Annotated in this window: 20 protein-coding genes; 7 read left to right on the top strand and 13 right to left on the bottom strand. The window is 36.4% G+C overall.

Annotated features, from left to right (window positions below):
- Window positions 1-69 precede the first annotated feature (69 nt).
- Together G7051_RS13700 and G7051_RS13695 are read right to left on the bottom strand one after the other, a co-directional pair.
- Window positions 70-876 carry a MotA/TolQ/ExbB proton channel family protein gene (locus G7051_RS13700; RefSeq protein WP_166116235.1) on the bottom strand — a complete coding sequence of 269 codons (807 nt, stop codon included), beginning with the start codon at window positions 874-876 and terminating at the stop codon, window positions 70-72.
- Between the two features lie 507 nt (window positions 877-1383).
- Complete coding sequence (locus tag G7051_RS13695) at window positions 1384-2769, bottom strand: aspartate kinase (RefSeq protein WP_166201123.1); 1386 nt, start codon at window positions 2767-2769, stop codon at window positions 1384-1386.
- 478 nt (window positions 2770-3247) lie between these two features.
- Here G7051_RS13695 and G7051_RS13690 point away from each other — a divergent pair, with 478 nt between their 5' ends.
- Both G7051_RS13690 and menA read left to right on the top strand, forming a co-directional pair.
- The gene (locus G7051_RS13690; protein ID WP_255493245.1) at window positions 3248-5683 is read left to right on the top strand and encodes a DUF5686 and carboxypeptidase regulatory-like domain-containing protein; all 2436 of its coding nucleotides are present in this window, start codon (window positions 3248-3250) and stop codon (window positions 5681-5683) included.
- A 48-nt stretch (window positions 5684-5731) separates the two neighbouring features.
- Complete coding sequence (menA, locus tag G7051_RS13685; RefSeq protein WP_166201119.1) at window positions 5732-6637, top strand: 1,4-dihydroxy-2-naphthoate octaprenyltransferase; 906 nt, start codon at window positions 5732-5734, stop codon at window positions 6635-6637.
- 82 nt (window positions 6638-6719) lie between these two features.
- Here menA and G7051_RS13680 read toward each other — a convergent pair whose 3' ends face one another.
- From G7051_RS13680 to G7051_RS13665, 4 genes are all read right to left on the bottom strand, one after another.
- A complete protein-coding gene (locus tag G7051_RS13680; protein WP_166201117.1) occupies window positions 6720-8117 on the bottom strand; it encodes a DUF6056 family protein in 1398 nt (465 codons plus the stop codon).
- A 16-nt stretch (window positions 8118-8133) separates the two neighbouring features.
- On the bottom strand, window positions 8134-8703 hold the full coding sequence (gene xpt, locus G7051_RS13675; RefSeq protein WP_166116224.1) for a xanthine phosphoribosyltransferase: 570 nt from the start codon (window positions 8701-8703) through the stop codon (window positions 8134-8136).
- Window positions 8704-8753: 50 nt separating this feature from the next.
- Window positions 8754-10118: a nucleobase:cation symporter-2 family protein gene (locus G7051_RS13670; RefSeq protein WP_166116222.1), complete on the bottom strand. Its 1365-nt coding sequence runs from the start codon at window positions 10116-10118 to the stop codon at window positions 8754-8756.
- A gap of 146 nt (window positions 10119-10264) precedes the next feature.
- On the bottom strand, window positions 10265-12094 hold the full coding sequence (locus G7051_RS13665) for an SLC13 family permease (protein WP_166202804.1): 1830 nt from the start codon (window positions 12092-12094) through the stop codon (window positions 10265-10267).
- A gap of 438 nt (window positions 12095-12532) precedes the next feature.
- Here G7051_RS13665 and G7051_RS13660 point away from each other — a divergent pair, with 438 nt between their 5' ends.
- Entirely contained in the window at window positions 12533-13078 is a 546-nt protein-coding gene (locus G7051_RS13660) for a nucleotide exchange factor GrpE (protein ID WP_166201115.1), read from the top strand.
- A 27-nt stretch (window positions 13079-13105) separates the two neighbouring features.
- On the top strand, window positions 13106-14248 hold the full coding sequence (dnaJ, locus tag G7051_RS13655; protein ID WP_166201113.1) for a molecular chaperone DnaJ: 1143 nt from the start codon (window positions 13106-13108) through the stop codon (window positions 14246-14248).
- A 141-nt stretch (window positions 14249-14389) separates the two neighbouring features.
- Here dnaJ and ispE read toward each other — a convergent pair whose 3' ends face one another.
- Together ispE and G7051_RS13645 are read right to left on the bottom strand one after the other, a co-directional pair.
- The gene (gene ispE, locus G7051_RS13650; RefSeq protein WP_166201111.1) at window positions 14390-15202 is read right to left on the bottom strand and encodes a 4-(cytidine 5'-diphospho)-2-C-methyl-D-erythritol kinase; all 813 of its coding nucleotides are present in this window, start codon (window positions 15200-15202) and stop codon (window positions 14390-14392) included.
- An 18-nt stretch (window positions 15203-15220) separates the two neighbouring features.
- On the bottom strand, window positions 15221-16117 hold the full coding sequence (locus G7051_RS13645) for a diaminopimelate dehydrogenase (protein ID WP_166201109.1): 897 nt from the start codon (window positions 16115-16117) through the stop codon (window positions 15221-15223).
- Window positions 16118-16474: 357 nt separating this feature from the next.
- On the opposite strand from G7051_RS13645, the gene G7051_RS13640 reads away from it, so the two are divergent.
- Together G7051_RS13640 and G7051_RS13635 are read left to right on the top strand one after the other, a co-directional pair.
- A complete protein-coding gene (locus G7051_RS13640; protein ID WP_166116209.1) occupies window positions 16475-17125 on the top strand; it encodes an HAD family phosphatase in 651 nt (216 codons plus the stop codon).
- Window positions 17126-17207: 82 nt separating this feature from the next.
- Window positions 17208-17711, top strand: coding sequence for a DUF4252 domain-containing protein (locus tag G7051_RS13635; protein ID WP_166116207.1), 504 nt, complete (start codon window positions 17208-17210; stop codon window positions 17709-17711).
- An 87-nt stretch (window positions 17712-17798) separates the two neighbouring features.
- On the opposite strand, the gene G7051_RS13630 is transcribed toward G7051_RS13635, so the two are convergent.
- From G7051_RS13630 to G7051_RS13615, 4 genes are read right to left on the bottom strand one after another with little or no spacing between them, the layout of a single operon-like run.
- Window positions 17799-18458: a DUF2461 domain-containing protein gene (locus G7051_RS13630; RefSeq protein WP_166201107.1), complete on the bottom strand. Its 660-nt coding sequence runs from the start codon at window positions 18456-18458 to the stop codon at window positions 17799-17801.
- A gap of 24 nt (window positions 18459-18482) precedes the next feature.
- Window positions 18483-19109, bottom strand: a complete 627-nt coding sequence (locus G7051_RS13625) for a viroplasmin family protein (protein WP_166116203.1) — start codon at window positions 19107-19109, stop codon at window positions 18483-18485.
- A 44-nt stretch (window positions 19110-19153) separates the two neighbouring features.
- The gene (locus tag G7051_RS13620) at window positions 19154-20425 is read right to left on the bottom strand and encodes an energy transducer TonB (protein ID WP_166201105.1); all 1272 of its coding nucleotides are present in this window, start codon (window positions 20423-20425) and stop codon (window positions 19154-19156) included.
- On the bottom strand, window positions 20412-21002 hold the full coding sequence (locus G7051_RS13615; protein ID WP_166116198.1) for an RNA polymerase sigma factor: 591 nt from the start codon (window positions 21000-21002) through the stop codon (window positions 20412-20414). The genes G7051_RS13620 and G7051_RS13615 overlap by 14 nt, the downstream gene beginning before the upstream one ends.
- Before the next feature lie 763 nt (window positions 21003-21765).
- Here G7051_RS13615 and G7051_RS13610 point away from each other — a divergent pair.
- Window positions 21766-22137: a carboxypeptidase-like regulatory domain-containing protein gene (locus tag G7051_RS13610; RefSeq protein ID WP_166201103.1), complete on the top strand. Its 372-nt coding sequence runs from the start codon at window positions 21766-21768 to the stop codon at window positions 22135-22137.
- A gap of 91 nt (window positions 22138-22228) precedes the next feature.
- Here the strand turns inward: G7051_RS13610 and G7051_RS13605 are convergent, their stop codons facing one another.
- Window positions 22229-24298, bottom strand: a complete 2070-nt coding sequence (locus tag G7051_RS13605; protein WP_166201101.1) for an alpha-L-fucosidase — start codon at window positions 24296-24298, stop codon at window positions 22229-22231.
- Window positions 24299-24379 lie beyond the last annotated feature (81 nt).

Below are 24379 nucleotides of genomic sequence, written 5' to 3'. Positions count from 1 at the left end.
TTGTTTTTCTTACTTATTAGAGTGGATCTTTTATTAGATTCCACAATCATTCATCATAAAAAATGATAATTATTTTCCGTGCTTAGAAGTATAAGTTTGGCCAATTGCAAAACCAACTTCATTAACTGCATCTGTTACATCTTTCACTTTTCCTTGGAAATAGTTATAGAAAATAATAGCAACAGCACCTGTACCGATACCCATAGCTGTATTCATAAGTGCCTCAGAGATACCTACTGCAAGAGCTGTAGAGTCTGGAGCTCCTTCGTTACCCATAGCCTGGAACGATTTGATCATACCTAGTACAGTACCTAATAGTCCGAATAATGTACCTAGAGTTGAAATAGTAGCGATTACTGATAGATTTTGCTCCAAGTATGGAAGTTCCAATGTTGTAGCATCTTCGATTTCTTTTTGAATAACTTGAGCTTTTTCATCATTATTCATGTCAGTATAAGTTTCTACATCTCTGTATCTAACTAAACCTGCTTTAAGGATATTAGCTACTGAACCTTTTTGTGCATCACACAATTTTTCAGCACCGGTAATATCACCAGCTTCTAATTTAGCTTTAGCTTCTGCTACGAATTTAGGCACGCTACCTTTACCGCTAGCTCTGTTTAGTGCAAAAAATCTTTCAACAGATAAGCTTAATGCTGTTAAAAGAAGAGTAATAACGATAGGAATTACATAACCTCCTTGGTATAGAGTTGCAAATACGTTACCTGGATGTGGATGTCCTTTTTCATCAAATCCTGAAGGATTTCCGCAGACAAAAAAGAAAAAGCAGAAAGCAACGATAGCACAACCAACGATCACCAATCCTGCCGATACCCCTTTAGATCTAGATTTTGTTTTTTGTGGTTTAGTTTCCATAATAGTAATAAATAAATTGTTTAAATTAATTAGTAATATTCAAATATTTAATTTTTGTAATATAAAAATCCTTAGATATATGTTTTAGTATTCAGACAGACATTGTTATGACCATATCTAACTACAAATATATAAATTGATTCATTGATAGCAATCATTTACCTAAAAAAACGCTTTATAACCGCCATTTTTATCCAAAACACGACAAAATCTAACCAATACTCTTTTTGGTCAACAATAGTAAACTCAAACTATGCTTTATTAGCTTATTTAGAGAAGTGTTTTGATTAAAACGGCATTCCGGACCCAACACAATTGTCAGTTTATACATCAAGGCTCTCTTTGGTATCAAATTCTTATTTTCTACGACTCAATTATACTTTTGCAAAAGTAACAGTTATATTCTTTTATACAAGAAAGCTCAATAATTTCTTTCTAAAATTAACTAAACTTAATTCTATCTTAATTTAATCTTAATCAAAAAGCATGCTTTATAACATGTTTTCGTTATTTATGAAAGCATAAAGCTTCATTAAGAGCTATAACTGCATCATTATATCGCTCTCGACGAATAACAAACTGCATATTTACCTGACGGAGCGACTGACCGAAACTTTCAATATTTATATTTTGTTCATACAGAGCCTTAGAAGCCTTATATAAAAAGCCCGGCATAGCAATATTGGTTCCCATCACACAAACAATGGCAACTGCTTCAGTCCTTACTTGGTAAAAATTTTGTTTTAGATCCAAAATCAATTCTTTCGACTTAGCATTCTCCCAGACAATCATTGTGATAGAGTTGGCATTAGTAGACTTTAAAATATAGCTCACTCCGTATTTTGCGAAATGAGTCATAATACGTAAGTCAAAACCAACCTCACCGACCATCATAGGGTCATGTATCTCTACAGCAATCACTTTGGTTGTTCCCGAAACAATTTCCACTTTAGCATCAGGCGAAATATATTCACGGGTAATAAGCGTTCCCGGATGATTAGGTTCAAATGTATTTTTGATACGAATATTTATCCCCGCCAATTCAAGCGGCTTAGCAGCTTTAGGATGAATGGCTTCCATACCTATATCGGCAAGCTGATCGGCTATTACATAATTGGTATGTCCCACAGGCACAGCTTTATCTATACCTACAATACCCGGATCGGCACTCGACAAGTGGTATTCTTTATGTATAATAGCTTCGTCAGCTTTTACTTGAACAGCTATTTTACTGAAAGTCACCTCGGTATACCCACGATCAAACGCTCTCATAATACCTTCTGTTCCTTTCGTATATCCGGTAGCAATGCATAAAACTTTATCAAACTCGATGCCGTCAAAAGCTTTGGCTATACGTTCATCAATAGTTAAAGGGAGAGAGTCATTAAATCCGCAAAGATCAACAAAACGAGCTGTAATACCATTATTATTCAATATATTCACCGAATTCCATGCTGAATGCGCTTCACCTATCGATGCAAGAATTTCACGGGCAGCCAAGCATATGTCTTCTGTATTTACATATCCCGAAGCCAAAACCTTACTAAGGCTGTAGAGCATCACTTTTGCCTGTTTAACCCGATATTCAATAAATTCCTTCGCTTCTGCCTGATTCAATCCAATCTCGGCAAAGCTTTTATTAATATGCACCAATCGCTGGCAAAGGCTATCAAGACCAATGCTATAATCTTCGTTTCTAAGAAATTGAACATATACTCCGGGATCTCCGGTTTTCTTATGCTCCAACAACCAGTTAGTTACATTGTTATAAGCTGAAACTACAAATATACGATTGTAATAATCATCGGGAGTACGCTCTCCTTTGATGATATTAGCCAAAACATCCTGAAACTGAGACATCGAAGTGCCTCCAATTTTTTCGACAGTGAGCATTTTTATTTTTTAGATCTATTTTGTTTTTAAGTATTCTAAACAATTATTCAATTATTGACTTGTTTGAAACATTAACAAAATTTATTTATAAATTTCTAAAATGGTAAAACAAGCAGATCGCAGAACTATTTCATTACTTTATAAGTAACAGCAGGTATTCTTTGCTGTTTTTCATCAAAATAATTTCTTTTTATTCTCTGATTATCGAAAGCAATAAAAAGGTCTGAGATCTTAATCTTTATGACACAAAAATAATAATAAATAACCAGTTGTAATACTATCTGTCAATTAATTTACAGTTTTCGATAGCAAACAAGTAGAGCTAATTAAAAATCATTATATATTTGTATCGATTCGCTTTCGAATGCTTTCGTTAATTAACAACTATTTTAAGACTGTAAGCTTTTCTCGTCTTATAACAAGTAAAGATTTCATACTTCTAATCTATATTATTGAATTACCTTGATTTATGACTTATATGCAAAAACTAACTATCATTATTTCCTTCTTATTAATTCTCCCGATGTATTGTTTGTCTCAAAATTTTAGAGGAAAAATTACCGACAACAAACAACAGCCTTTATATGGAAGTAATATTTATATCAAAGAAATAAATCAAGGGCTTATCTGTGACGACAAAGGAGAGTTTCAGACGACATTGAGTAATGGTAAATATTCTATCATGTTTCGTTGTCTGGGTTTTAAACCGGTTTCACGCACAATCGAAATAAAAAACAATCAAGTAGACTTACAGATTGAGATGCAAGAAGAATCATATGAGTTGAAAGAGGTCACCATAACCAATACCGAAGACCCTGCATATGCAATCATTCGCAAAGCAATAGCTGAAGCTCCCAATTATCTGAATGCTGTAAACAAATACACTGCCGATGTTTATATTAAAGCCAACATGGAATTGTTTACAGTATCAAAGCTTGTGGATAAATTATCCAAAGAAGAAGGTCTGAAAATTTCGGATTTCAAAAATAATGTATTCCTACAAGAGTCTTATAATCAGCTCGAATTTACGGCTCCCGATAAATACACGCAAACTGTAAAAGCTTTCTCAAGTACTATTCCCGACAACTTTGATCCGAAAGAGTCTTTCAGAATTATGAATGCTTCGGTATATGCTCCTCAGATAAATGATAATATATCACCCCTAAATAAAGATGCTTTTAAATACTATAAATATAAATACGAAGGATTTAATGAAGAAAATGGAATAATAATCAACAAAATAAGATTCGAAGCTAAATATAAGAACCCTCAACTAATTGACGGATATCTTTATATAGCTGATGAAACATGGCATGTACAATACGCAGAACTCTCGAAAGACATATTTGGTGTCAAGCAGAACTTTGTCATTTCATACGAGGAAATTTCACCCAAAGTATACTTGCCCATGTCTTATTCATTGACCGGAAAATTTGATATACTGGGGACAAGTGGCGGCATGAATTATTTTTCATCATTAAAATACACTGATATTGAAGTCAACAAAGAAATTATAAAACAATTGACCAAAAAGAAATCATCTAAACGAAACTTCGAAATCAAAACAGATACCCTCTACACCAAAGTAACCGATAGCTTGGCAACCAAAAGAGAGGCAGCATATTGGGATAAGATAAGAACCATTGCTTTAGATAGCATGGAGATAAGAAGTTACGAAAAGAGAGACTCAATACAGCAATATGTTGATTCTGTAAAGAAAGGATTCCATTCGCCTAAGTTCAAACCTATGGATATAGTAATGGGGGGACGTTTGGGCAGTGATACGGCAAGCTTTGATCTGAAATACGGAGGATTGATACGAGTTTTTCGTGAATACAATTTTGTAGATGGTGCATGGCTTGGGCAAACAGTAACAATGAATATCCGTTTCAACAAAAAGAGAAAACTGACGGTATCTCCATATGCGTATTATACAACAGGAAGAAAAAGAATTCTTTACGGCAGCGATTTTGAATATACTTATGCTCCGCTAAAGCTTGGGCAGTTAAACCTTTCGGCAGCATCGGTTTCGGAAGATTTTAATCCTGATGGAATTTCACGTCTCGATAATACTTTCAGTTCTGCTTTTTTCAGAAAAAGCGATAATGCTCTTTATCAAAAAGATTTTATTTCGGCACGAAATAGTATTGATTTGGCAAACGGATTACAACTGACAACAGGTATTGAAATTGCTAAACGACAAGGTCTGTATAATCATAGCGAATGGGGCATTTGGGGAAATCCCGATAAAATAAAACCAAACTTATATGCTAACGATCGGTTCGATGCAGTCTCCTACTCTGTCAAACTATCTTATTCTCCATACGCATACTATTCTATACGAAACGAAAAAAAAGTATATCGCAAAATCACCTCTCCTACATTTACATTAGCATACAGTGAAGGATTTTCTTCATGGCTTACCAATAATTCAAGATACCGAAAATTACAAGGAAGTATATCTCAGAAGATTAAGCTAAGCTATTTTAACAATATAGACTACAAAGTAGAAGGAGGTAGCTTTTTAGGTAGCACACGCAGAACTCATTTTGCCGACTACCAACAATTTAATACATCCCGACAATATTCTCTGACAGACTTTCCATTTGATACATATACTCTCTTGGGGAATTACGAAGCATCTACCGATAGGTACTGGATCAATACACGGATCAATTACCGAAGCCAGTATCTATTGTTGAAACGTTTGTCCTTTATGCAAGCATTACCCATGACCGAAAATCTGCATCTCAAGACTCTTTATACACCCGATTTCAATTTGTATACGGAGCTGGGGTATTCTGTCGATTTAATCGAACTGCTCAATGTGGGAGCATTCAGCTCTTTCCGTAAAGGCAACTTCGATGCTTTCGGCTTACGTTTGTCTTTCAATCTGAAAGCAATTCTTCATTGATCAGATTTGTTCGGGTTTAAATTTTTATCTTTGCAAAAATATTAAAATATGGCTTCTTTAAAACACTGGATATCCGCATTACGTCCACGCACTTTATTTTTAGCAGTAGCCTCTACTATTTGTGCAAATGGTATGGCATACAGTACCGGACGATTTAATGTGAGTGTATGTATCCTGACGATATTAACTGCAACATTTCTTCAATTACTCTCTAACCTGGCAAACGATCTGGGCGATTACCAACACGGCACCGATATTACAGGACATCGTGTAGGCCCTACTCGTACGGTACAAAGTGGTGCAATTACACCACATCAAATGAAGATTGCCATTTCGGTTGCTGTTTTTTGTTCAATGCTCATAGGTGCTGCTTTGATTTATGAAGCATCACAATTTATGAATATTGTCTATATGGTTTTGTTCTTATTTTTGGGAGCAGCAGCTATCTGGGCAGCTATTAAATATACAGCAGGAAAAAACCCTTATGGATACAAAGGATTCGGAGATATTTTTTCTTTTATTTTCTTTGGTCCCGTTGCTGTGGTAGGAACTTATTTTCTCCACCTACACAAAATGACTTTTCAACCTTGGCTTCCAGCAATCGGACTCGGTTTGTTTACGGCTGCGGTACTCAATGTTAATAATATGCGGGACATGGATAACGACCGAAACTCAGGTAAAATGACACTCGTTATTCATTTAGGACTAGCAAAGGCAAAGTTATACCATTCGTTTCTTTCCATTGGAGGAATAGCCTGTTTCATTGCATACAGCCTCATATATAGCAGCCAATGGTATAGTTATTTATACATGATCTTTTTTATTCCTTTCTTGATTATACTTCGTAATATATATAAAACGGAAGATAACCGATTATTAGATCCTTATCTGAAATTTACGTCTTTATCGGCTTTTGTTTTGTCTGTAGCTTTTGCAATATGCATTAATATCTAAAAGTCTGATAACAGCATAAGCAATATATTCAAATTGGAGAGTATAATGATTAGTTCTTTTGTAATCGATGCACTATTTCACATCACTCATCTGTCCATTTTAATCGCACCGAATTAAGATTGTAATAGCGTGCATACAATACATTCGTCCAATAGCCCTTATCATAAGACAAGGCTTCACCGAATAACGAACCTGAAGGAAAAACCATCTGATCTGAAACTATAACATCCTTTATTCCTTTAGCTTTTTCTTGCTCAACAAAAAGCTCCCGCTCTTTAGATTGCACAGAAAAATAATCAACCTCTTTATACAATATCGTATAATGATTAATGAAAGCAGCAACCAAGCCCAAAAAGACTACTAATCGACAAACTTTCATAAAGAGATTATCAAAGGGAATATTTACATACAATAGACCAATGGCTATAATAAAGAATAGATGAATTCCGGTCCACACATCACGCGGGAAATAAGGTACCGGATATAATACTACAAAACCAACAAGTCCGGATACGAAAAAAGCGAAGGAAAGGAATAAAATCTCCATCCGATTTTTCATTTCTCCCATCTTCAGGAATAAAAATAAGAAAACGCCATAAATAGTAGTAAAAACTGATAGCCGCAATGCTCCCGCATTGTACAAGTTATAAAGCCTTATCTTAAATAACTTAAAGGTTGAAACTTCTGAGAGTCCCAAATTATCAGAAAGCATCGAAGCTCTTACCGCATTACCGGGAGCAAGTATCATCATTGCAGCACCAATACAAGCACCTATTATACCCCAAATAACCCAATTAGGAAGTTTTATCTTTTGATACTTCAAGTACCCCATGAACATAATAAGCAAAGCAATCATTGCTAAAGATGAATTCTCGTTTGTCCATCCACAAATCACACCTGCAAAGAGAAACAGTATACTTTTGAAAAATGGGTCGTTTGAGCTTTTTTTGAGAAAAAATAAATAATACGGATAAATAAATAAGATAAGTAATAAGGCACCCCATAGATAGTTGGCACTACCGGTTAGCCATAAAATAACAATAGAAAAGGCCGGCTGTATGAGCCACATAATAATATTCAGGAAAATGAACAAACCTGCATTTGGCTTTTTCCCTTTATTTATAATGGCATATATCATAAAAAATAAGCCTATGTAAACAAAGCTGTTTAATAGCTTAGCGATACGTATATCAATAAAGAGGAGAAACTGTGCTATAAAATGAACAACAGATCTACCACCCCATTCGAAATAATGATTGTATTGAGATACAAAAATATCAAATATACTATGTACTCTTACAGTGCTGTTATTAGCTGCATCAACAATAAAGGAATACCCCCAATCATCAGCTTGTAAGGGAAACAGAATGTTAAGGATATAAACCAAACCAAAGAATAATGTAACAGCAAGATATAGCAATATCTTTTGGACACCTTTTCGTGATAAAAAAGAGGATACATTATTCATTATACTTTTCATCTATTCAATACTATTTTTACTCTTCGAACTCTATTTTATTATCACCTAAGCTTTTTATTCTGACTAATGATTCTACATGAATATTCTGTTCACGAAGGCGCTTGCCACCATCCTGAAAGCTTTTTTCGATAATAAAGCCCATTCCGGCTAATGTTGCACCCGATTTTTCAACCAAATCTTTCACCCCAACAGCAGCATGTCCGTTTGCCAGAAAATCATCAATAAAAACAACAGTATCATCGGGAGTCAAAAAATCGCTACTCACACAAACATCATAAGTTATGTCTTTAGTAAATGAGTATACTTGCGAAGTAATCATCTTTTCCATTGTTTTTGGTTTTGCTTTCTTTACAAAAACAACCGGTAATTCGAGCAAATAACCTAACATGATAGCCGGAGCAATTCCACTGGCTTCAATAGTAATTACTTTATTGATCGGAAGATTACCGAAACGGCGTACAAACTCCACACCTATCGACTTCATCAATATAGGATCCATCTGATGGTTTATAAAGCTATCTACTTTTAATATTCCTCCATCAAAGCTTTTTCCGTCTTTGAGTATTCTGTCTTTTAATAATTTCATGGTCTTTCCTCTATATTTAATAAAAGTATTTTATAAATAGGTCTGATACCTTATTCCTTTATTCTGATAACAATATTTGCTGTAATGGCAACGAGTCCTCCCGTAGTAATTCCCGAAGAGAATATACCCTTCACCCAATCGGGCATCTGGATTAAAATATCAGGGGCAAGTTCAACGCCCAAGCCACAAGCAAAACTTACAGCCAGTACCAATATTGCTTTTCTGTCTATATTCTGAGATGCAATAATACGCACACCCGATGCGGCAACGGTTCCAAACATCAACAAGGTAGCACCTCCCAGAACCGGTTCGGGCATCAATGAGAAAAGTCCCCCGATAAAAGGAAAGGCACTCAACAAAATCAGGAATCCTGCAATATAATAACCAACATAACGGCTGGCTACTCCTGTTAGTTGAATCAACCCGTTATTCTGAGCAAATATAGAATTAGGAAACGAGTTGAAAACTCCTGCCAACATAGAGTTGAACCCATCGGCCATAACTCCACCTTGAACACGTTTTACAAACTTCTCTCCTTTGATAGGTTCTCCACCGATCATAGAGTTAGCCGTAATATCGCCCATCGCTTCGATAGAAGTTATAAAATAAATGAGTGCTACGGCTATAAATGCCGAAAGATCAAAACCCAATCCATATTTAAACGGCGTAGGTATATTAACCATTCCGAGAGTTCCTAGCTGAGAAAAATCGATCAATCCCATAAAATACGAAACAACGTATCCTATCAAAAGTCCCAATACGATGGAACACATACGTATATATTTATTTCTAAAGCTATTGAAAATCAAAATAGAAACCAAAACCATACCAGCTAATCCTAAATTACGATAACTGCCGAATGTACCGTCTTGAATAGCTCCAAATCCACCTCCACAAGCAGTAATACCTACTTTGATAAGGCTAAGTCCGATCATTGTAACAACGATACCCGATACTAGCGGAGTAATAATTTTTTGTGTATACTTTAATATTCTACTGACAATCATTTCTACCGGAGCCCCGGCAATGCACACACCGAATATAACAGGCAGGGCTGCTATACCCATACCATGAAAACTGGCAGTTAACGCACCTATAAAAGAAAAGCTTGTCCCTTGTACACAGAGCAAGCCACAACCAAAAGGTCCTATACGTCTACATTGAATAAAGGTGGAGATTCCCGATGCTAAAAGAGCCATAGACACCAAAAAGCTCGTCGTCTCCTTATCCAGTCCCAAACTGGCAGCAATTATCAACGGGGGGGTCACAATAGCGACAAAAATAGCAAGTAAATGCTGGAAGGCTATAAAGACAGCTTCTTTAAAAGGCGGACGGTCTTCGATCTGATAAATCAGATCAGTTTTCTGGATAGGTAGAATCGTTTCATCTAACCCTTCTTCGGTGATTGCAGACATAGTTGATTTAAAAAATTTGCTAAAGATAATTAAAATAAAATCTTCCGGATATACATTTAATCATCTTAAGCGTTTATCGGATGCATTTTTATACAAACGGCATCACATCTCTTTATTCTATATTTTAAACAGTCAACTATTCCCTCTTAAAATGGAAACAATAGCGGCAATACGAGAATCATAACTATTCCCATGATTATTTGCAAAGGTAATCCAACCTTGATATAATCCATAAACTTATATTTACCTGCCGACATCACCAAAGCATTGGGGGCTGTAGAGAATGGCGAAGCAAAACACATACTGGCCGCTACTGCTACCGCAAACATAAACGGATAAGGGCTTACACCCATATTTACAGCTGCCTGCATACCAATAGGAGCAAAAAGCAAAGCGGTTGCCGTATTACTTATAAACATAGTTAAAGTAGAAGTTCCGAAATAAATTCCGGCTAACAAAGCATAAGGCCCGTAAGGTCCCAACCCATTAACAAGAGTACCTGATATAATACCTGCCGCTCCTGTCTGTTCAAAAGCAACTGCCATAGGCATCATCCCGGCAATAAGTACAACACTCTCCCAGTTTATATTTTTATATGCTTCTTCCATATTACGAAGGCAACCGGTTATAACCATCATCACGGCAGCCGTCAATACAGCAATTACGGGAGCTACAATATTACTCACCATAGCAATTACCATAAGTATCATTATAATAGCTGCCACGGGTGCTTTATGATCCAACGTAACTTTTGCAGCTTCTTCCAAAGGCTGACCTACGAGTACCAGATCTTCCTGACGATTTCCCAGACTCGCAATATCGCCCCATGTACCTTGTATAAGAAGAGCATCGCCCGAATGAAGCTTTTCTTTCTGCAAATCGCTCATTTTGTACTCATTATTTCGTTGAATACCGAGTATATTTACATTAAACTCGTCTCTGAAGTGAGCATCTATAATTGTGCGATTTACAAGCTTCGAATTAGGCATGATGAAAACCTCGGCAATACCGATGTCTTTAAAGTCAAAAATATCTTTGCCAGTCCCCTCTTTTTCAACCAATGACAATTCTTTTTCTTCGATAAAACGAGTCAAGTTGCTTTTTTTACCGTAACAGACAAGTATATCACCCTTTTCGATAACGGTATTAGGTCCTGCAACAACTTCACTCACACTCTTATTGAATCGGGATGTGTTTACAATCTTTTCAACAGTTACTACACTTATGTTGTAAGAACTAGGTATACTTAATTCTCTCAAAGTTTTGTCGATCATATCCGAATGTTCGGGAATACTCAAATGCGTTAATTTATGCAACTGATATTCATCTGCTAGATCATCGAGTGTTTTACCTTTACTTTTATCATCATCTACTCTATCGTCTTTTGACAAGAAAATTTTGCTTAAAAAGTATAAGACAATAATTCCTATGCCCAAACAGATTAAACCTACAGGGGTAAACGAAAAGAAACTCAAAGCTTCGAATCCGTTTTTCTGCAATTCTTCACTGATAATTAAGTTAGGAGGAGTCGCAATTAAGGTCAATATACCCATACTACTTGCAAAAGCCAAAGGCATCAAAAATCGTCGGGGGCTGATATTAGCACTCACAGCAATACTCACAACAATAGGCATCATCACAGCTACAGTACCTGTATTACTTACAAAAGCACCTATCGAAGCAGTCACTAACATGACTAATACAAACAGCTTGGTTTCGCTTTCTCCTGCCAAACGAAGTATCTTGGAACTTATCAGTTTTGCAAGCCCGGTACGAAAGATACCTCCTCCGACAATAAACAGCCCCACCATCATCAAGACAATAGAACTCGAAAAGCCCGACAATGCTTCCGCCGGTGTTATTATATTCGTAAGCACCAATGCCAGAAGCGCACACATCGCAACCAGATCTGACCTCACTTTTCCACTCATAAAGAATGCCGATGAAACAAAAAGTATTATCAATGTAATACTCATCGGTGTAAAAATCTCATTCAATGCCATATCAACTATATATATTATGTCTTGTAAATACTGCTATATTATTTTAATAATAACAGAGCTTAATTAAAATTGTTGGTTAAGACAAAGAGGTCTCCAACATAAATTTCCCTAAACAACTCTTTACAGATCGAGAAGTGCACAAAGATAACAACTTTGTATTTGTCTTAGAAGCCCTGTAATCTTTAAAATTCGCTAAATTTCCTATCTTTGGCAAAGATTTTGTAAGAGTATATACTGAATGATATAAAAGACACGATCTGTTTATAAGAAGATATGTGTCTCACTTAAGTAAAACGAAGTATTTAACAAAACATTCAACACATGTAACCATCTATTTTTGTTCTGGTTACCACTACAACAGATAGATATGTGAACTTATTTATATAACAGCAAACAGAAAGTAATTAAGATATGAAGGATACTAATAGAAACGAAGAGCTAGAGTCACTAGAAAATGATTTAAACATTGAGGATGTGACAAATGAACAGATTAATGACATAGATCAAGAGAAAGAGAGTGCCAATCTGGCGGAGGACTTCGAAAAAAAGTTTGAAGATTTAAATGATTCATACTTGCGTCTGCATGCCGAGTTTGACAATTATCGAAGACGAACCATGAAAGAGAAAGCCGATCTGCTGAAGACGGGTAATGAAAAAGCCATTTTAGGGGTTCTTACAATTGTAGATGATTTCGAAAGAGCGCTACCTAATATACCTGATGATGCAAGGGAAGGTGTAGAGCTTATCTACAGCAAATTCTTGAATTTTTTAGCTCAAAACGGCGTAAAAGAAATAGATGCTTTAGGAGAAACATTCGATACAGAGAAGCACGAAGCGATTACTACTGTACCGGCTCAAAGCGAAGATCAAAAAGACAAAGTAATAGACTGCATACAGAAAGGGTACACACTGAACGAAAAAGTAATTCGTTTCCCTAAAGTAATTGTTGCAAAATAAGGTTGAATACCTTAGAAAACTAAAAAGATGGCTAAGAAAAGAGATTATTACGAAGTACTAGAAGTTTCCCGAACTGCGACAATAACGGAAATTAAAAAAGCGTATAAAAAGAAAGCAATTCAATATCACCCTGATAAAAATCCGGGAGATACTACAGCTGAAGACAAATTTAAAGAGGCAGCCGAAGCTTATGAAATATTAAGTGACGAGCAAAAACGTGCTAAATATGACAGATACGGACACGAAGCTCCCGGTGGTTTTGGAGGTCATGCCGGCGGAGGATTCTCTATGGACGATATCTTCTCGCAATTCGGCGATATTTTTGGCGGTCACTTCGGTGGCGGTTTTGGAGGATTCGGCGGAGGTGGTGGCAGACGTACCAACAGAGGTTCTGACCTGCGTGTCAAAGTAAAGCTTACGCTTAAAGAAATAGCCACAGGTGTTGAGAAAAAGATTAAGGTAAAGAAGTATGTTGCCTGTCAGCATTGTAATGGAAACGGCGCTGAAAACGGCACTGCATACACTACTTGCTCAACCTGTAACGGGTCGGGAACGCAAACCCGCATCGTTAATACCATGCTGGGGCAAATGCAAACGCAAACAACTTGCTCGGCTTGTAACGGAGAAGGTAAAAATATCACAAAAAAATGTCCTCACTGCTCGGGTGAAGGTATCATCCGCGAAGAAGAGGTTATTACAATAAACATCCCTGCGGGAGTTGCCGAAGGTATGCAACTGTCGATGAGCGGAAAAGGTAATGCCGCACGTCATGGAGGAGTCAACGGTGACCTTTTGATTGTTGTTGAAGAAGAACCGCACCCGGAGTTACTTCGTGACGAAAACGATGTGGTTTATAATCTATTGTTAAGTGTTTCGACTGCTGCTTTGGGCGGTAATATCGAAATACCAACTATAGACGGAAAGGTTAAAGTGAAAATTGATGCCGGAACTCAACCCGGAAGAGTACTTCGCCTGAAAAATAAAGGATTACCAAGCGTTCATCGTTATGGTACCGGTGATTTATTGATAAACATCAGTGTTTACATACCTGAGAAATTAGATGACGCCGAAAAGAATATTCTTTCGGGACTCGAAAATTCGCCTAATTTCCAACCAAACAAATCAGTGAAAGATAAAATATTCAGTCATTTCAGACGTATGTTTGATTAATAACGGAATACTTATAAATAAAAAGGAAAGGGAGCATCTTTAAATTAGATGCTCCCTTTTTAGGTATTGTTGGCAAATACAAAAAAAATAAGGGAAGCCATTTATAGACTTCCCTTACACAGTATTATTAAAATCGTAAGATCATTCTTGTTCCCAGACATAACAGTCTGCAAAATGATGTTTTAAATCGGTTTTCTTATTAAAAATAGCATATACCGACGATCCCGATCCCGACATCGAAGCATATACCGCTCCTAAAGCATATAATTTCAACTTAATCTGTTCTATGGCAGGGTGTTTTGCGAAAATACTCTTTTCGAAATCGTTTATCATCAGATCCTTCCATTCCGAAACTGGTTTCTTTATGATCTCTTTTAAAGAGACTTCAGGTTGTGCCGGATTTATTAATGCAAAGGCATCTTTTGTGGCAACATTAATATCTGGCTTTATAAGCATCAAATAATAGCCTTCTAACGATAAGTCTACATTTTCGAGCACCTCCCCTATTCCACTTGCAAAACACGGACGGTTGTAAATAAAAAACGGACAATCGGCTCCCAACTGAGCTGCTAATGCAGATAGTTGAGCATCTGTTGCATCCAATGAAAATTTATTCCTCAATAATTTCAGCATAAAGGCGGCATCTGCCGATCCTCCACCAATTCCTGCACCAAAAGGAATCTTCTTTAATAGGTGAACATCCAGAAAAGGAATTTCGTAATGTGCCCGCATTAATTTCAAAGCCTTCATCACCAAATTATTCTCAGAAGATACACCAGTTTTTAATCCCGATTCGATAAAAGAATCCTGCTCTTGTCGCTCAGATATAATAATTTCCAGAGCATCTTTTATCATTATCGGATAAAAGACAGTCTCCAGATTATGGTATCCATCGTCTCTCTTCGAAACAATATTCAAACCCAGATTAATCTTTGCGTTCGGAAAACAAATCATAGTTTATTCAAGTAAATTTTATACCAGTTTCTTTATTAGAGATTCTCTCTCTCCGTAAATATAGTCAATAATTGGGACTTCTATCATTGTATATGCTCCAGGATTTTGTTTTAAAGAAGCACGAGCCGAAGCAACCAATACCTGAGCCGTTAGGGCAGGATTATTAATCTTCATATTAAAGTCCAGCAATTGATTTTGTGTATCACCCGAAACTCCTTTACGTACCATATTTACACCATGTCCCATATCTTTCAAATCATCCACACAGTCAACCTGAGTTACATGCGTTTCGTCGTGTGCAAAGTAGTCATCTGCCTTAATAGCTGCCGCTACATCAGCAAACTTGTGACCTTCTTCTACTTCGATATATACCATGCGACGATGTATACTTGTTCCCAAAGGAATAGTCATAGACAATGCTGCCTTAACACCTTTGATAGCTTTTACGGCTACCGTATGTCCCATACTCATACCCGGACCGAAGTTTGTATATGTAACGCCTTTAGGTGCCATAAATTCGAACATAGACCGAATCATCGAGTCTGTACCCGGATCCCATCCTGCCGATATAATAGATACTGCTTTGTATTCTTTTGCTGCTGCATCCAAACTACGACGAAGATCTACAATGCCACCATGTATATCGTAGCTGTCTACTGTATTAATTCCTAAAGCTAAACACTCTTTAGCATAAGCTTCAACGCTTCTGGTTGGTGTCGCCAAAATAGCTACATCCACTTTACCCAATTCTTTAACACTTGCTACTACTTTATAGCTTTTCAGTTCTGCAGGAACATCACTGGGGTTACGACGCACGATACCTGCCACCTCAAAATCAGGAGAACTTAAAATCGCATCCAGTACATATTTGCCAATATTACCATACCCTACGATTGCTGCTTTTATTTTACTCATATGTTTGTTATTTTTAGAAAATAGTATTTTTCCAATTGGATTAAGTTCACAAAACTACCCATTGCTTTGGCTAGCGCTACAACAACAGACAATTACCATTTTAAAACGTAACATCAACTATCTTCTGTTACTTAATTAGTCCACGCTATTTAATGGTGTGCAAAAATATAGAAAAATAATGAAATAATTAACATAAATCCATATTGATATACTCCGTAATAACAACCAATAGGCTCCTATATGTTTGACACAGTAATAAAAGTGTCTGCTACTTTACTTTTCACCTTTTTCCCTTGCTAACAAGAGTTTCTATAAAAAAAAAATTACCTATATTCGTAGTTTATAAAAATTGTTGAAATGAAATTAAACATACCGAATTTTCCTGTATCAGAGATCGAAAATATTATATTCGACTTTGGTGGAGTCATTATGGATATAAACATAGGACGGACTATAGCTGCTTTTAGCAGCCTGCGTATCGAAGGGTTAGACTCTGATGATATTATATCTGCCCACAAAAAATTTCTACTCGATCTCGAATTAGGTCTCATTACCCCATCACAGTTTATAGACGCAATTCATACAGATTATCCGGCAGCAAAGAATGTATCCGAAAAACAAATATGGGATGCATGGAATGCTTTACTACAACCTTATTTACCCGAACGCATAGCTTTACTCGAAAGTATAAAGAAAAATTACAGAACTTACCTACTTAGCAATACCAATTTTCCTCACAGAGTTAAATTCAAAGCAATGTACAGAGAGCAATTCGGCGAAAATTTTGATGATTTATTTATCAAATGTTTCTATTCGGATGAAATGCAACTAAGAAAACCTGATCACGAAATATACAGGCAGGTAATGGCAGACATACGTCTAAATCCTAAAAATACATTATTTATAGACGATAATGAACTTAACATAACCGAAGCCCGCAATTTTGGATTACAAGCATATCACTTGGCAGGAGGCGAAAGAATAACCGATTTATTTATTCCCGATTAAATCTAAAGATTACAATTTTACAATAAAACTATTCAATAAAAAAGAAAAAGGTCTTCGACCCAATCAATTTAAAGAAACATTTATGAAGAAACTTATTTTCTCTATATTACTGATTTTTGCTACGAGCCAACTTGTTTCGGCTCAAGATTTAAGCAACTGGGTATCGGGGCTCGCATTGGTTGAGAACGCCGAATATCAATTAGTAGACCGACCTATGCTCGAGGCTTCGTTGGCAGCAGCCAAAGCAGCTGACTCTACAGGGATGATTTCATCACAAGCTCCTCCCTTTATGGAAAAACTTGAATCCATAGACGTAATCAATTTAAGTTCTTGCTCTTCTGAGGTAAAAGACCTCTTCTTAAAAGATCTGGACAATATACAAGACGGAAACGGTTATGAAACTTTAATCAATGTAATTGACGAAAACGATAAGGTACGTATCATTGCAAGGAGAGATGGAACAGTAATCCCTCAGATATTTGTTTTCGCGATAGATGGTGAAAACAACGAAATTGTAATTGTTAGAATGAATGGTAAAATGGATGAGTCCGATATTACCGACATCATTAAGCAACAACAAAAATAAAAAATGACCAAAATACAAAAAGCTCTAATCGAATGATTAGAGCTTTTGTATGTTATTGAGGAATAAACTCTTTTAAATGTAAAGCAATCACTCGTCTTTTAAAAATTCGTATAGCCAAACTAAAGATTCGTAATCCTCTCGAATAATTTCAGCAAAATCAGGAGAGAAAACATCCTTATTTATAGGCAGGTTTTTACCAACATACAAATTCTTACGCTGTATCCATGGCTGAAAATACTCCGATAACTCATTCGGAATAGAACGTTTATATTCATCACCGTATATCACAAATCCTCGATCAAGTATCTTCTGTGTTTGAGCCTGAAACTCTTTAGCATCATATGCTATGCTATCTCGTAGAGCATCCATTGTTTTTTTCTTTGGTCCGAATAATCCCATACCATAAAAATAGGTATCGGCATTAAGCTCCATAAAAAAACCGGGAATATTTACCCAATCGAGTGTCGGAGACTGAAAACTCATCCATAAACAAGTTTTGTAAGGGTCTTTATTTTTAGAAAAACGCACGTCACGATAGATGCGAGATAGTACCCTGTGAGGGCGTAGTTCGAATTCCGGATCAATATTATACATCGTAGGAGTCAGCCTTGCTATAAGCTCCTTAAATGGCTTTACAAGTTCATTCTCATAAACCGAACGATGTTCTTCGAACCACTCTTTATAGTTGTTATCTTTCAGATCTTTGAAAAATTGTATTGTAGCAGGTGTAAATCCGTTAAAAGCCATAATTTCGCTGTTATAACTATATATTTATTTTCGACCAAAGTCAGCAGGAATTTCACCCCATTCCGAGGTTTCCCATTTTATAATTTTAGTGGTATAGGTATTTTCCTTTAACCAATTTTCGGCTCGCTCTATCATATAAAACAAAGATAGATTCACAGATGTTTTCTCCAGTTTTGTTTTACACTTTTTGTCTTTTACCCATTTAATAGCATTCGCACTATCTGAATAAAGAGGCATAGCCAGTTTTTTTTGTTTCAACAAAGCTAATCCATGCACCAAAGCCAAGAACTCTCCAATATTGTTGGTTCCCTGTTCATAGGGCCCCTGGTGAAAGACTTGCTCACCGGTTAACACATAGACCCCACGGTACTCCATTAAGCCCGGATTACCGCTGCATGCAGCATCTACAGCCAGGCTATCTTTTATTATAGCGGGATTAGAAAGTAATTTCTTGGGTGATTCTTTTTTTGCTTGTTTACCAACATACAACCAAGGGCTTTCATCGAAAGCCTTCTTTGCTTGTTCTAACGAAGGAAATGATTTATAGATTGCTCCATCGTAGCCCGAAACCTGAGCCTTACATTCATCCCATGAGTTATACACTCCCGGAATAACGCCGTTCCATACTACATAGAAGTTTTTTTTTGCCATTTATCTAAAGGAAGAATGTTTAGATAGCAAAGATAAGTATTTATCTAAAATTGTACTTCAACATTTGCACGCAAAGTTCCGTATTTCCACTTCGGACCGCTTTTCACAAGGCGAACAGCTTCTCTATCCAACGATCGGCAGAGACCTTTTGTTACAATAATATTGGTAGGATTACCATCTTTATCAACGGATAATTGCAAAACAACTTTACCTTTTACATTTTTACAATCATCATCTTGTGGACGAACCATATTATTTTGCAAATATTTCTTATATTCTTTTTTGCCGATTAGTGGCTCGGGTTCAGTTCGTTGAGTTGATCCTGAAGCAAATGAATTCGATTTTGCCTTAGGTCTGTAAAAAGATTCGCGTGATACTTTTCGGGTAGAGGTTTCTACCTCATTCAACTCAAGGGCATTTCCTCCCAATTCGTCAGCACCAACCACTTCAATTTTATCAAATCCGGCTTGTTCAGCTAATAAACGAGCTTCATGACTATCAACTTTTGGCATTGTTTTCGCCTCTGTTTCTTTTACTGTAGACCTTGTTGGTTCTTCAGCAACAGCCATCTCCATAACACGTTCATTCTTACCTTTTCCTGTGCTTTTATTTACCTCAACTATTCTGCTTCGGGTTACTTCAGTTACTTCTTTGGTAGTCCATGCATCTTTTAACTTTTCAGGCATTTGCTGTGCTTTAGTGTTTCCCGATTGAGTTACGGGGACTTTAGCTTCTGCGAGAATAGAGGATGAAGCATCGGCAATAAATATTTTCTTATTATCTTCTGTAGAAGTAGACATTTCTTGCGATTCTTCTTTCTTAAGATCAGCATAAGTTCCTGGTAAATATAAGGGAAGTACTTCTACCGGCTTGATTACATCATCGAGATTTGAAATAGGAACAACCGATTCTACGGATGCATCTTGTGATGGATCATTTTCCATCATTGCAGTAAGCTCCAGTCTTTTTTGTTCTATATATACTTCGGGAGCATATAGATTTATATATGAATTTTCGGTCTCATGAGCAAGAGCCATTGATGACTCATGATTCATAAGAGCAAAGTATCCACTAAGCAAAGCAATGACGGCAACAGCTGCAACAGCTATTTTCCATGCTCCTGACCTTGTATCATGCAAAGTAGTACGGGCAAGTATAGATGCCTGCATGCGTGCTATTCGAGCAGCATGATTCCCTTCGACAGAATCATATCCTTCGATAGCAGCAGACAAAAAAGGATCATTCATCGCTTCGTGTTCTATACGATGAGCGCCCTTCCCTCTACGGACTCCTTGTATGTAATCAAGAAACTTCATTGTTCAGTCTGCTTTCTATACACAATTTCAAATTACGTTTACCATTTTGAATGTAGCTTTTTACGCTTTTCAGATCATATCCTGTTAGTGCAACAATATCGGCATAAGACATTTCTTCATAGAAAAACTTATTTATCGATATTCGTTGTGGTTCGGAGAGCTTCGCCATGCAATAATTTAATGCATCTTCCTGCTCTTTTTCCACGTCTTCACTTAATAGAGTTAAAATTGTGTCAGATTCCATAACCGTGGAATCAAAATCTACAATTATTTCTTTTTTATTTTCCTTTAACAGATGAAAACAGTGATTTCGGACTACACTATATAGCCATGTTTTAAAAACTTTAATTTCGTAAGTGCCAACTCGGGGAAGTAAATTTTCGAATATTTCCATCACTGCATCTTGAGATTGATCTTCGTTTTGCAAATATTTCAAACAGAGACCATATACCAACGGAATATACCTGTTATAAAGCTGACCAAAATACTCGGAATCCCCAGTCTCTCGATATTGCCCTAACAGTTCCTCATCTGTATAATCTACAGACCGTTCTCTATTTTGTTTGAAAAATCTCAATTTTCGCTGTTTTATATAGCGGGCAAAGCTACATGATTTTATAAAAGTGTGCAACGATATAAAAAAAAAATGTTCTTTTTATGGAATTTTTGCTGACACATTCTCTATAAATAAGAGAATACAATGTAATAATTGACCACAAGGTCAGATAGACACATTTATTGAAATTCCTTTTATCTACTAGGATCTAGACGAATTGGAGGCAAAAATCAAAAATATCAAAAATAAAATGAGTAAAAAATGTTAAATCTAAAAACAGACAACAATGAAAAACATCAAAAGTCTTACTTACAATAGCTTTTACAGCCCTATTATATACTCTAAAAAAGTACAACTCATATTTTAACAAACAACCTTATTATCAATTCTAATAAAAGAAACAACGAGGCTATTATCTTATATAGATGGCAATTACAGCACCTCAATATAACCAAACAATAACACGGCATACTTATTTAAGAAATACGAAAACATGGAAGTAAAAATAAAATCACTTGAAAAGCTAACAGTTTAAAATACCCGAAAAACTGAACAATCTAATAAAAACTTCTTACTGTTCATTTTCCCGAATTATTGACCCATAAAATTGTATCAAGAGTGATCTGAAAATGGAATAAGTACAAAGATCGAACCGGCTGTTTTAAGAAATAAAAAAAATGACGTATCTTCGAATATCAATTTGTATTAACAGTGAGTAACTTTGAGCAAATAAAAAAGGTCAATCCGTTTCTATAAAAATTAAATAACAAATAAAACGATAATCATGAAATCTAAATTAGGTATAATATTGGTTTTATTATGTGTTGTATCATTTTACATTTATGATTCAAAAGACATAAAAAAGACAAAGCAGCAAGAAAAGGAAGTCCTCATAAATGGTAAAATTGTAAATACTGCGGATAACAAACCTATCGAAGGTGTTACAATCGCCATACAAGGCACTAACCCCAAATCTCTTTCGAATGCCAATGGCGAATATGCGATTATGGCAAGAGGCGATCAAGAGTTGGTATTTAAACATCCAAAATACAAATCGCTTGTAATAGTTGCAAAAGACGCTAAGGCTATAAAGATGGAAGCAACAAATCCGGATGATGTAAAACGTCTACAAGAAGATTTTGAGAAAGCAAAGTAAGACATAAAAAAACGATAAAACCTTTAGCAATAAAAAAGCAGGCAAATCATTGAATGACTTGCCTGCTTTTTTATTGAGATTATAAGTAATCTTATTTAGTTATAACACCTAATTCGGCTACAATATAATCTTTCGATGAAGCTGTCGTCTGTAAAGGTTCAAACTTCAAAAACTTGGCTTCTACCGCTTTATCAAACAACACATTTTGCTTTATAGGATTATTCTTTATGTTATTAAACGCAGCATTACTTTGTACCTTAGTCCAAGTCTTACCGTCCAAGCTTGTATATAGATTATACTTATAAACATTGTTAGCTGCTTCGCTTTTCAATGGATCGTAAGAAAACCCTTTAAGATTTAGTTTACTGCCTAAGTCTACAACAACAGGTGCATTATCTTTAACTGCCACATAAGAATTGGGGTTACCATCCACTATAAACGACAGATTATCTGCTATAGGCGATACAACCGACCACAGAACGGGTGCAATATCATATACTACAGATACAACTTCGCTCTTGCTCTTTCCCTCATGTATAGTTGCAAGAGCTTTTATAGTGCCACCTTCGGACAACTGAAACTCTCCTTTATATACTTTAGATGAAGTTGTAGGCTCACTGCCATCTGTCGTGTAATAAATAACAGGCTCAGGGGTGGCACATGCAATAGAAACAACTCCTTCTTTATTCCTCATAACAACAGGAGATGACAGCTTTTCAGGAGCGGCAAATAATCCGACCTTGTTTAATATCGGGCATGCCAGCGAACTTTGAATATTGATTCTCAACTTTTGGGTCGTAATAGTAGGAAACCTCAATATACGTTTATAACCTATAGTGGTAGCCTGAGCAACCTCTTCCCATTTATCGCCATTCAAGTATTCAACATTGAATTTTGCCACACGTTGTCCCAGTGGAATATATTCTTGAAGCACTAATCTGTTAAACGATTTTGCTTGTCCGAGATCTATTTCTAATGAAGCTGTAAGAACATCATCGTCTGTAGTCCAATAACTATCATAATTATCGTCCAATAAGTTCGAAGCAGCGTATTTAGACGAATTAGCTCTGGTCTTAGACGCTTTTACAGTTGCTCCTTTTGATAGATCGTTACTAAAGATAGATTCTATCTCTTTATGAAATTCCATCAAACGGGTAGAGTCATTGGCATGTATACGCCCTCTTCTATCCGGTGGGACATTCAGTAATAAATTAGAGTTCCGTCCAACCGATGTATAATATATATCCATTAGCTGATCGATACTTTTTACTTTATCATTTGTAGAGGGGCTGAAAAACCATCCCGGACGTATCGATACGTCTGTTTCGGCAGGCACCCATGCAGCACCATGTACATTTCCGATATTAAGTGTATCTGTAGGCGGAGCAGCTTTTCCGGGTCCGAAACCTTCGATATTCAAGCGTGACCAATTGGTTTCGCCTGCAACACCTCGTTCGTTACCCATCCAACGGCAACCGGGACCTACATCACTAAATATTATTGCATGAGGTTGATTTTTATATACTACATCATGAAACATTTTCCAATCATACGCCTGCTTTTTTCCGCCTTCATGCTCACCATTAGCACCATCAAACCATTGTTCGAATATAGGGCCGTAGTTCGACAAAACTTCGGTTAAAGTATTTGCGAAAATCTGATTATACTCGGGTGTTCCGTATGCAGGATGGTTTTGATCCCACGGCGAGAGGTAAACTCCGAATTTAAGACCATACTCTTTACAGGCTTCCGACAATTCTTTCAACAAATCGCCTTTTCCATCTTTCCACAAACTCTCACGCACGGTATGTGTACTATATTCGCTGGGCCACAAACAAAATCCATCGTGATGTTTAGCGGTGAGAATTATACCTTTCATACCCGCTGCTTTAGCTGTCGCTGCCCATTGGCGGCAATCAACGTCAGTAGGGTTAAATACTTTTGGATCTTCTTTTCCATTTCCCCACTCTACATCGGTAAATGTATTGGGTCCGAAATGAATAAACATGTAATATTCCATTTTTTGCCATTCGAGCTGATCTGCAGAAGGCAATACTCCATAAGGTTTGGGGGGATCATCATTAGTACAGGATGAAAACATCCCACTCAACAGCAGACTTAAAGAAAGTAAACCTGCCTGATAAGTTCTTATACGTTTCATTTTATCAGATTTTTTAAAGTAACAAAAGTATTAATGCTGCATTTTAAGGTTATAACGATCAATCGTTATTGTACTTAGATG

This window comes from Dysgonomonas sp. HDW5B (genome assembly GCF_011299335.1).
Lineage (GTDB): Bacteria > Bacteroidota > Bacteroidia > Bacteroidales > Dysgonomonadaceae > Dysgonomonas_A.
This window is presented reverse-complemented; position numbering and strand designations above follow the sequence as displayed.

Bases quoted from the DNA above. Each gene is read 5' to 3' on its own strand.
- G7051_RS13610 (WP_166201103.1), top strand. From the start codon at position 21,766: ATGAAATCTAAATTAGGTATAATATTGGTTTTATTATGTGTTGTATCA.
- G7051_RS13645 (WP_166201109.1), bottom strand. From the start codon at position 16,117: ATGAGTAAAATAAAAGCAGCAATCGTAGGGTATGGTAATATTGGCAAA.
- G7051_RS13680 (WP_166201117.1), bottom strand. From the start codon at position 8,117: ATGAAAAGTATAATGAATAATGTATCCTCTTTTTTATCACGAAAAGGT.
- G7051_RS13670 (WP_166116222.1), bottom strand. From the start codon at position 10,118: ATGTCTGCAATCACCGAAGAAGGGTTAGATGAAACGATTCTACCTATC.
- G7051_RS13665 (WP_166202804.1), bottom strand. From the start codon at position 12,094: ATGAGTATTACATTGATAATACTTTTTGTTTCATCGGCATTCTTTATG.
- ispE (WP_166201111.1), bottom strand. From the start codon at position 15,202: ATGATTTGTTTTCCGAACGCAAAGATTAATCTGGGTTTGAATATTGTT.
- G7051_RS13605 (WP_166201101.1), bottom strand. From the start codon at position 24,298: ATGAAACGTATAAGAACTTATCAGGCAGGTTTACTTTCTTTAAGTCTG.
- G7051_RS13635 (WP_166116207.1), top strand. From the start codon at position 17,208: ATGAAGAAACTTATTTTCTCTATATTACTGATTTTTGCTACGAGCCAA.
- G7051_RS13640 (WP_166116209.1), top strand. From the start codon at position 16,475: ATGAAATTAAACATACCGAATTTTCCTGTATCAGAGATCGAAAATATT.
- G7051_RS13630 (WP_166201107.1), bottom strand. From the start codon at position 18,458: ATGGCTTTTAACGGATTTACACCTGCTACAATACAATTTTTCAAAGAT.
- menA (WP_166201119.1), top strand. From the start codon at position 5,732: ATGGCTTCTTTAAAACACTGGATATCCGCATTACGTCCACGCACTTTA.
- G7051_RS13660 (WP_166201115.1), top strand. From the start codon at position 12,533: ATGAAGGATACTAATAGAAACGAAGAGCTAGAGTCACTAGAAAATGAT.
- dnaJ (WP_166201113.1), top strand. From the start codon at position 13,106: ATGGCTAAGAAAAGAGATTATTACGAAGTACTAGAAGTTTCCCGAACT.
- G7051_RS13625 (WP_166116203.1), bottom strand. From the start codon at position 19,109: ATGGCAAAAAAAAACTTCTATGTAGTATGGAACGGCGTTATTCCGGGA.
- G7051_RS13700 (WP_166116235.1), bottom strand. From the start codon at position 876: ATGGAAACTAAACCACAAAAAACAAAATCTAGATCTAAAGGGGTATCG.
- G7051_RS13620 (WP_166201105.1), bottom strand. From the start codon at position 20,425: ATGAAGTTTCTTGATTACATACAAGGAGTCCGTAGAGGGAAGGGCGCT.
- G7051_RS13690 (WP_255493245.1), top strand. From the start codon at position 3,248: ATGCAAAAACTAACTATCATTATTTCCTTCTTATTAATTCTCCCGATG.
- G7051_RS13695 (WP_166201123.1), bottom strand. From the start codon at position 2,769: ATGCTCACTGTCGAAAAAATTGGAGGCACTTCGATGTCTCAGTTTCAG.
- xpt (WP_166116224.1), bottom strand. From the start codon at position 8,703: ATGAAATTATTAAAAGACAGAATACTCAAAGACGGAAAAAGCTTTGAT.